Genomic DNA, 8,837 nt, shown 5'->3' on the forward strand with positions numbered 1-8,837 from the left:
GCGCGGGTTCGTCGGAGGCGGGCGCGAGTGCTCGTCCGCGTCCGGACGAGGGCAACGTCAGCCGGTTCGTCCCACGGGTCGATGCGTCTGCTCCTCGGGACGGCTACTGCGCGGGGCGACGGGTGGGCTCGTGCGTTCCGGGGTCGGGACGGCGCCTGGGCCTGGGCTTGCGCTGTGCGGGCTTGCGCTGCGCGGAAGTGGGGCGGTCGGGCTCGACGCGGCCGGAGGCGGGGTGGTCGGGCGCGGGGCCGCTGGCGGTGGCGCGGGCGCGGGCGGGGCCGCGGACGACCACGGTGCCGGCCGCGCGGTCGTGGGTGCCGCGCAGGTCCCGGTCCCAGATGAAGGCGGGGATGGCCAGGGCCAGCAGCACGGTGCGGACCGCGCTCCAGAACCATCCCGCCGGGCGGTGGTCACGCACCCGGACGACCCGGATGCCGATCACGCGCATCCCGATGGTCTGCCCGTTGACCGCGACCAGGACGAGCTCCTCCAGCAGGAAGGCAAGATAGACGGCGAGCCCCCGGGCATTGACGGAGTAGTCCAGCCCGAGCAGCACCGGGACGCCGGCCAGCAGGTTGGCGATGACGGCGTCCATCGCGAACGCGGCCAGCCGGGGACCGGCGCCGACCGCCGAGCCGGGGCCGTCCGCCGGCAGGCCGAGGCGGACACCGGGCGGGGTGTCCCGGGGAAGTTGTGGACCTTCCAGCCAGTTTCCGAGTGCGCGTCCCACGGCGTAAGCCTATGCCCGGCCCCGGGCCCGGCGACCGTCCCGAAAATCCAGTCGCACAGAGTAACAATTTCCTGCCGTGTTACAGTCGCGAAACGACTTCGTCATGTTTGCGGAACCATATGGCGTTACGGTCCGCATCTGGGCATGGCGTATCCTTTCTGTCCACACGGCCATGAAGCTCCCTTGGAGGGTGGATGTTCACAAACGCCGAGGACGTACTCCGCTACATCACGGACCAGAACATCGAATTCGTCGACGTTCGTTTCTGCGACCTTCCTGGGATTCTGCAGCACTTCACGATCCCGGTCGAGGTCTTCTCCGCGTCGGTGTTCACCGACGGCCTGATGTTCGACGGGTCCTCGATACGCGGGTTCCAGGCGATCCACGAGTCCGACATGCTGCTGTTGCCGGATCCGACGACGGCCTTCGTCGATCCGTTCCGTGAGCACCGGACGCTCGCGATAACCTTCTTCATCCATGACCCGATCACCCGGGAGGAGTACTCCCGGGACCCGCGCAACACCGCGAAGAAGGCCGAGGCCTACCTGCGGGGCACCGGTTTTGCGGACACCGCCTACTTCGGCCCGGAGGCGGAGTTCTACATATTCGACGACGTACGCTACGACTACAGCCCATACGGCTCCCTGCACGCCGTGGACTCCATCGAGGCGGCCTGGAACACCGCCCGCAAGGAGGAGGGCGGGAACCTCGGCTACAAGCCCCGGTACAAGGGCGGGTATTTCCCGGTCCCGCCGACCGACCACTTCACCGACCTGCGCTCGGAGATGACCCGGACGCTGATCAGGGCCGGGATCACCGTCGAGATGCAGCACCACGAGGTGGGCACCGCCGGGCAGGCGGAGATAGACATCCGTTACGACACCCTGCTGCGGACCGCCGACAACCTGATGCTCTACAAGTACATCATTCGCAATGTCGCGGTCGCCCGTGGCAAGACCGTGACCTTCATGCCGAAGCCGCTCTTCGAGGACAACGGCTCCGGGATGCACGTCCACCAGAGCCTGTGGCAGGGTGACGAGCCGCTGTTCTACAGCGAGAGCGGCTACGGCGGCCTGTCGGAGCTCGCCCGCTTCTACATCGGCGGGCTGCTGCACCACGCGCCGGCGCTGCTGGCGTTCACCAACCCGACCACGAACTCCTACCGGCGGCTGGTGCCGGGTTACGAGGCACCGGTCAACCTGGTCTATTCGGCGCGTAACCGTTCGGCCAGCTGCCGCATACCGCTCAGCGGCGTCTCGCCCAAGGCGAAGCGGATCGAGTTCCGGGTCCCCGACCCGAGCTGCAACCCGTACCTGGCCTTCGCCGCGATGCTGATGGCCGGCCTGGACGGGATTCGTAACAAGATCGAGCCGCCGGACCCAATCGACAAGGACCTCTACGATCTTCCCCCGGACGAGCTGGCGGCCGTGCCGCAGGTGCCCGGATCGCTGGAGAAGGTGCTCGACGCGCTCGAGGAGGACCACGAGTTCCTGACCGACGGGAACGTCTTCACCCCCGACCTGATCGAGACGTGGATCGACTACAAGCGCAAGAACGAGGTCGACGCGATCCGGCTCCGGCCGCATCCGTACGAGTTCCAGCTCTACTACGACATCTGATCCGCTACGGTATCTGATCCGGTACGGCATCTGACGGGCCGGCGCCCCGGTCCCGGAGCGGATCCCGGGCCGGACGCACGATCCCAGAGGCCCGGCGGGACATCCGGCGGCCGGGGCCGGCGGCGGGGACATCCCGCGCGCCTACCCCGCCCGGCCGGTAATTCGGCCGGCCCGCCGCGGGCGGCCGCCACGGCCGGGCCGCCCGGCGGTGGCGGCGGGGAACAAACACGACCGGAACACCGGCGGCGGGACGTTGGCATGGCCGTTCCGTCGCCGGCCGCCCGGGGGGCGAAAACGGCTCCGGAACACCCGGGAAAACACATTGACCGGAAATACATGATTGATCGGGAATTTACCGTGCCGGAACGGCACGGAAACCGTGCCCGGCGAAGATCCGGACGGACCCTCCTGGCACCCGCGGCCCGGGTCGAAACAATCCGCAGGTGCGCGACGAGAAACTCCGCTACGTGCCATGCCAACCACGGGGAGTACGAGTGAGTTACCAGGCCGAGTACATCTGGATCGACGGCACCAGGCCGGAGCCCCTGATGCGGAGCAAAACCCGCATCATTGCCGACGGTAAGGAACCGGACATCTGGGGCTTCGACGGCTCGAGCACGAACCAGGCGCCGGGATCCAACTCGGACTGCGTCCTGCGGCCCGTGTTCACCTGTCCGGATCCCCTGCGCGGCGGGAAAAACGTCCTGGTGCTGTGCGAGGTCGAACTGACCGATTTCACCCCGCACCCGACCAACACCCGCGCGTTCTGCCGCCAGGCCTACGAGAAGTACGCCGACCAGCAGCCGATGTTCGGTATCGAACAGGAATACACCTTTTTCCAGCAGGGCCGGCCGTTGGGCTGGCCCGAGGTGGGCTATCCGGCCCCCCAGGGCCCCTACTACTGCGGTGTCGGCGGCGAGAAGATGGTCGGCCGGGCGATTGTCGAGAAGCACACGCAGGCGTGCCTCGACGCGGGCCTCGCCATCGAGGGCACCAACGCGGAGGTCATGATGGCCCAGTGGGAGTTCCAGATCGGGGTACTCCCGCCGCCTGCCATCGGCGACCATATATGGGTCGGCCGCTGGCTGCTGCACCGGATCGCCGAGGATTTCGACGTCACCGTGTCGTTCGCGGCGAAACCGATTCCCGGCGACTGGAACGGCGCTGGCGCGCACACCAACTTCTCCACCAGGGCCACCATGGAAAGCTGGGACGCCATCGTCACTGTGTGTGAGGCACTGGGCACCCGCGTCCTGGAGCACGTGAAGAACTACGGGGACGGGATCGAGCAGCGGCTGACCGGTCAGCACGAGACCGCCCCGTACGACAGGTTCTCCTGGGGCGCTTCCGACCGCGGCGCGTCGGTCCGCATCCCGTGGGCGGTGGAGAAGGCCAAGAAGGGCTGGATCGAGGACCGCCGGCCCAACGCCAACATGGACCCCTACCTGGTCACCGGCCTGATCGTCGACACCTGCTGCAGCGCGCTGGCGGGCACCAGGCCCAGCCTGGCCATCCCCGGCCAGAAGGAGCCGGCGGACGCGGTCCTCACCGTCTGAGCCGCCACGGCAGACCCACAGCCACGGCAAGTCCCACAGCGGCTCCCATTGCGGGCCCGCTGTGGGCTCACGGGCTCCCCACGGCGGCCCCTGGCGGCCGGCGGCCCCTGGCGGCCCGCGCGCTGGCCAGCTCCGCGGCAGCCGTGGCAGAACCGCGACGGCTACCCGTCCGCTCCGGCCGGGTAGCCGTTGTCCAGTTCGCGGGCGAACACCGCCTCCACCACCGCGCGGGCGTGCGCGCCACCGCGCCGGTAGTCGCCCACCAGCGTCTCGGCCCTGTCCGCCGGACAGCCGAGCGCGCCGGCGACCTGGGCCAGCGCCCGCGGCTGGCGGGGCAGTACGTCACCGGGACGCCCCCGGACCAGCATGATCGCGTTACGGATACGGGACGCCATGGTCCACGCCTGCGTGAGCGCGGCCGCCTCGGCCGGGTCGAGCAGCCCGGCCGCGGCCGCCGCGCGCAGCCCCGCGAGCGTGGACGTCGTGCGCAGCGCGGGCACCCGGTGGGCGTGCCGCAGCTGCAGCACCTGCACGGCCCACTCCACGTCGGCGAGACCGCCCGGCCCGAGCTTGAGGTGCAGGGTGTGGTCCACGCCGGCGGGGATACGCTCCGCCTCCATCCGGCCGCGTAACCGGACGAGCTCGGCGACCACGCCGGGCCGCAGGGCCGGTGGATAACGGATTCCGTCCACCCACGCGCAGAACCGGGCACCGAGGGCGGTATCCCCCGCGACCGGGCGCGCCCGCAGCAGCGCCTGTGCCTCCCAGCCCTGCGACCAGCGGTTGAAGTACGCGGAGTAGCTGGCGAGGGTGCGGGTCATCGCCCCGGCCCGTCCCTCCGGGCGCAGCTGCGCGTCCAGGACGAGCGGCGGGTCGGTGCCGGCCGGCAGGGCCAGCAGCCGTCGCAGCTCGGCCACCACCGACCCCGCCGCGGCGGAAATCTCACTTTCCGTAAGCGAACCACTGCCGCTGTCGTCCGTCGGCTCGTGGACGAACACGACGTCCGCGTCGCTGCCGTAGGACAGCTCCTCGCCGCCGAGCCGGCCCATCGCGATCACCGCGATCCGGGCCGGGAGCGGCCGGCCGGTCTCCTGCTCGAAGCGGCGCTGCGCGACGAACAGGGCCGCCTCGATCGTCGCGGCGGCGGCGTCCGAGAGGGCCTGGCCCACCGCGGCGACGTCGAGCAGCCCGAGCAGGTCCGCGCAGGCCACCCGGACCAGCTCGACCCGGCGTACCGCGCGGGCCCGTCCGACCGCCTGCTCCCGGGCCGGGTTGCGGCGGGCGATCGCGATCAGCGCCCGGACGAGCTGCTCACGGCCGCTGGGCCGCAGGTCGTCGATGGTGCGCAGCAGCCGCACCGACTCCGGGGCGTGCTGCATCAGGTCAGCGACGTAGGTGCTCGCCGCCAGCAGGCGGGCGAGCCGTTCGGCCGCGCCGCCCTCGTCCCGCAGCAGCCGCAGGTACCAGGGGGTGTGCCCGAGCGCCTCGCTGACCCGGCGGTAGGCGAGCAGGCCGGCGTCGGGGTCGGCGGCGTCGGCGAACCAGTGCAGCATCGCCGGCAGCAGGCGGCGCTGGATCGTCGCGGTCCGGCTGACACCGCTGGTCAGCGCCTCGATGTGACGCAGCGCGCGGCCCGTGTCGGCGAAGCCCAGGGCGGCCAGCCGGTCGCGGGCCTCCGCCGGCGTCAGCCGGACCTCCTCCGCGGACAGCCTGGCCACCGCCTCCAGCAGCGGCTGGTAGAACAGCCGCTCGTGCAGCCGGCGGACGAACCGGGCGACCCGGGCGTGCTCGGCCTCCATCCGCTTGGCGGTGGCGAACCCGAGGGAACGGGCCAGCCAGCGCAGCTCGGCCGGGTCCCGGGGCAGGGTGTGCACCCGGAGCAGGCGCTGGAGCTGGAGGCGGTGCTCGGTGCCGCGCAGGAAGCGGTACGCGTCGGCGAGGCCGGCGGCGTCCCGGCGTCCCACATAGCCGCCGCGGGCGAGCGCGTCGAGCGCGGACAGCGTCGAGACGGCACGCAGCGCCGGGTCGGTCCGGCCGTGCACCAGCTGGAGCAGCTGGACGGCGAACTCGACGTCGCGCAGCCCGCCGGGGCCGAGCTTGAGGTCACGGTCGGCCTCCGCCCTGGGCAGGGAGCGTTCCACCCGGCGGCGCATCGCGCGCACGTCGGCGACGAAACCGGGCCGGGACGCCGCCGACCAGACCAGCGGCCGCACCGCGGCGCACAGCCGCTCCCCCACCGCCCGGTCGCCGGCGACCGGGCGGGCCTTCAGCAGCGCCTGGAACTCCCAGGTCCGCGCCCAGCGCCGGTAGTAGGCGTCGTGGCTGGCCAGGGTCCGCACCAGCGGGCCGTCGCGCCCCTCCGGCCGCAGCGCCACGTCGACCTGGAACAGCGCTCCCTCGCTGGTGACCGTCCCGCAGGCCCGGACCATGCCCACCGCCAGGGAGGTCGCCGTGCCCAGCGCGGCGGTCCGCGCGGCGCTGGTGGTGGCCGGCCGGTCGTCGGCGCCGGGCTCGGCCACGAACAGCACGTCGACGTCGCTGACGTAGTTCAGCTCCCGGCCGCCGCACTTGCCCATGCCGACGACCGCCAGGCGCACCGGCGGCGCCGACGGCGACAGCGCCGAGCGCGCGACCGCGAGCGCCGCGTCCAGCGCGGCCGCGGCCAGGTCGGCCAGCTCCGCGGTGGCGTCGTCGAGGGACACCGCGCCGGTCAGGTCGCGTGCCGCCAGGATCATCAGGGACCGGCGGTAGGCGACCCGTAACGCGTCGAGGATGCCGGTGTTGTCACCGGCGGCCCGGGGCAGGGGCGCGTCCGGGTCCGCCCCGACGGCGCGCAGCAGCCGCGCCCGCGTCAGGCCGGCGTCCGGTGGTGTCCGCGTCAGGTCGTCGTCGGCGAGCACCCGCCAGTCGGTGGGATGCCGGACGAGATGGTCGCCGAGGGCGGCGCTCGCCCCGAGCACCGCCACCAGCCGGGTGCGCAGGCCGGGCCGGGTGCCCAGGGCGGCGAGCAGGTCACGCCCGACGCCGGCCGGCGCGGTCTCCACGATCCGTTCGAGCGCCGCGAGCGCGAGATCGGGGTTGGCGGCCCTGGCGAGCTCCGCCAGCAGTGCGCTGTCGTGAAGATCGCCCACACCGGACGACGTGCCGGCACCAGAGGCACCGGGCGGATGTTCGTCGTCGGGGCCGACCAGGCCGAGCCGGCGGACCGTGACGGCGGACCTGTCCACGTTGGTGAAGCCCATCCGGGCCAGCTGCGCCTGCACGGAGCTGCCCCGGGGGTGCGTGCCGCCGAGGTCGCCAGGCATGCGTGCCTCCCCGGTCCGCCGGGTCGCCCCGGTCTGGGAAAGGTCGCCCACCCGTCCATCCTGGCCCCAGACCGCCCCGTCGGCGTCCGCTCAGCGCAGCCAGGACGTCAGGACGGCCCCGAGGACGATGATCGTGCCGAGGCCGGTGGCCAGCGCGCGCCCCGGGCCGCCCCGTCCGGTGGCGACCGCCGCCCGGGCACCCGCGCCGGCCAGCCGCAGCAGCAGGAAGGCGATACCGGCCGCCGGAAGCGCGAGGATGACGGCGCCCAGCGCGTCCACGATCATGACTGTCGGCTCCCCCGCCCCGGCGGCGTGCGCGACGAGCCCGGCCCGCTCCCGCAGCGCACTCACGGACCGGGCGACCACGCTCGGAGCAATCATGATGATGAGGACGAGGTTGGCGGCCAGCAGCGGGGCCACGACCAGCACCCATACCGTGATCGTCCGTTGCGCCCGGCGGGTGAGCGCCGTCACCCGCGGATCCGGGGCCTGGCCGTGACCCCGCTGCCGGCCCTGGACGCGGGCCCGGTCGGAGGCCCGCTCGGAGGCATGGCCTCGGGCACGGATCCGGTCGTGGTGACGACCGCGGCGTCGGTGCCGTCCTCTGCTGGGGGCCCACCGCCGGCAGCGCTCACGCGTCTGGTACAGCCGGCTGGACAGCACCGGCCCGATCCGGGCGAACAGGTCCGGGACCCCGGCGAGATCGCTCAGAATATAGTATCCGTCCAGCCGGACCACCGGTACGAGCTGCCGGAACGCCTCCAGATGGACGAGCAGGACGACGACGGCGAGCGCGTCCGCGCGGCTGACCGCGTAGGCGGCCCCGAGGCCGACGATGGCGATCGCGTTGAAGTACACCCCGCCGAGGTCGGTGCGCAGCCGGCCGGCGCGGTCCAGCCGGTAGGCGTCGGTGACGTCGGTGTAGAAGGCCGGCCACAGCAGATAGATGCCGCATCCGATCACCCCCGGCCGGCCGCCTCCGTAGTGGCAGGCGGCGGCATGGCCGCATTCGTGGAAGATCATGGACGTGAGCGTGCCGCCGAGGACCGCGAGGACGAGCGCCGGACTGGCCAGCACGTGGTGTATCCGTGCGCCGGCACCGTAACCAGCAGCGGAATCGGTACCGGTCGGGGTGAGCAGCGAGGTGAACAGCCAGGCGTCCACGATGGCCAGGGCGGTCAGGACACCGGTTACGACCATCGGCCGGAACAGCGGCGCGAGCAGGCGCGCGAGCGTGCCCACGGCCGGCTCCGGCACGAGTGTGCGGCGGCCGGCGAGCCCCAGCAGCGGGGTCGCCCGGGGAGCCGCGGTGGCCCCGTGACCGTCCGCGATCACTCCGAGGGGGATCAGTTTCGCCGCCAGCAGGTGCTCGACGTCGCCCGCGCTGACCGCGCGTCCGCTGGCCGTCCGTACCCGCTGCGCTATCGCGGGGATGTCCCGGCTGCCGTCCGCGGCGTCGACGATGTGCCGCAGCAGACCGGTGAGTGTGATGACCTGGCCGTCCCGCCGACGGACCAGGAAGACCTGGCCGCGCAGGCCCGACCCGGTGAACTCACCGAGCATCCGCAGCCCCCCGGCGGCGGCCGGGCGCCGGGGCACGGCCACCGCCGGGACGGCGCTGCCTCCA

The 8,837-nt window shown here is 72.6% G+C and carries 5 protein-coding genes; 2 read left to right on the plus strand and 3 right to left on the minus strand.

The window, feature by feature from the left end:
• Positions 1 to 103: 103 nt before the first annotated feature.
• Positions 104 to 730 (minus strand): RDD family protein, encoded by a 627-nt coding sequence (locus NBW84_RS04005; protein WP_250281821.1) that lies wholly within the window; start codon positions 728 to 730, stop codon positions 104 to 106.
• 194 nt (positions 731 to 924) lie between these two features.
• Between NBW84_RS04005 and glnA the strand changes: the two genes are divergently transcribed.
• Both glnA and glnII read left to right on the plus strand, forming a co-directional pair.
• A complete protein-coding gene (gene glnA, locus NBW84_RS04010) occupies positions 925 to 2,349 on the plus strand; it encodes a type I glutamate--ammonia ligase (RefSeq protein WP_250281823.1) in 1,425 nt (474 codons plus the stop codon).
• Between the two features lie 494 nt (positions 2,350 to 2,843).
• Positions 2,844 to 3,905: a glutamine synthetase GlnII gene (gene glnII, locus NBW84_RS04015; RefSeq protein WP_250281824.1), complete on the plus strand. Its 1,062-nt coding sequence runs from the start codon at positions 2,844 to 2,846 to the stop codon at positions 3,903 to 3,905.
• Between the two features lie 161 nt (positions 3,906 to 4,066).
• Here glnII and NBW84_RS04020 read toward each other — a convergent pair whose 3' ends face one another.
• A complete protein-coding gene (locus NBW84_RS04020) occupies positions 4,067 to 7,210 on the minus strand; it encodes a bifunctional [glutamine synthetase] adenylyltransferase/[glutamine synthetase]-adenylyl-L-tyrosine phosphorylase (RefSeq protein WP_250281854.1) in 3,144 nt (1,047 codons plus the stop codon).
• A gap of 90 nt (positions 7,211 to 7,300) precedes the next feature.
• A partial coding sequence (locus NBW84_RS04025; protein ID WP_250281825.1) for a hypothetical protein occupies positions 7,301 to 8,837 on the minus strand: 1,537 nt, incomplete at its 5' end.

The sequence above is a fragment of the Protofrankia sp. CiP1_Cm_nod2 genome, assembly GCF_920664355.1.
Lineage (GTDB): Bacteria > Actinomycetota > Actinomycetes > Frankiales > Frankiaceae > Protofrankia.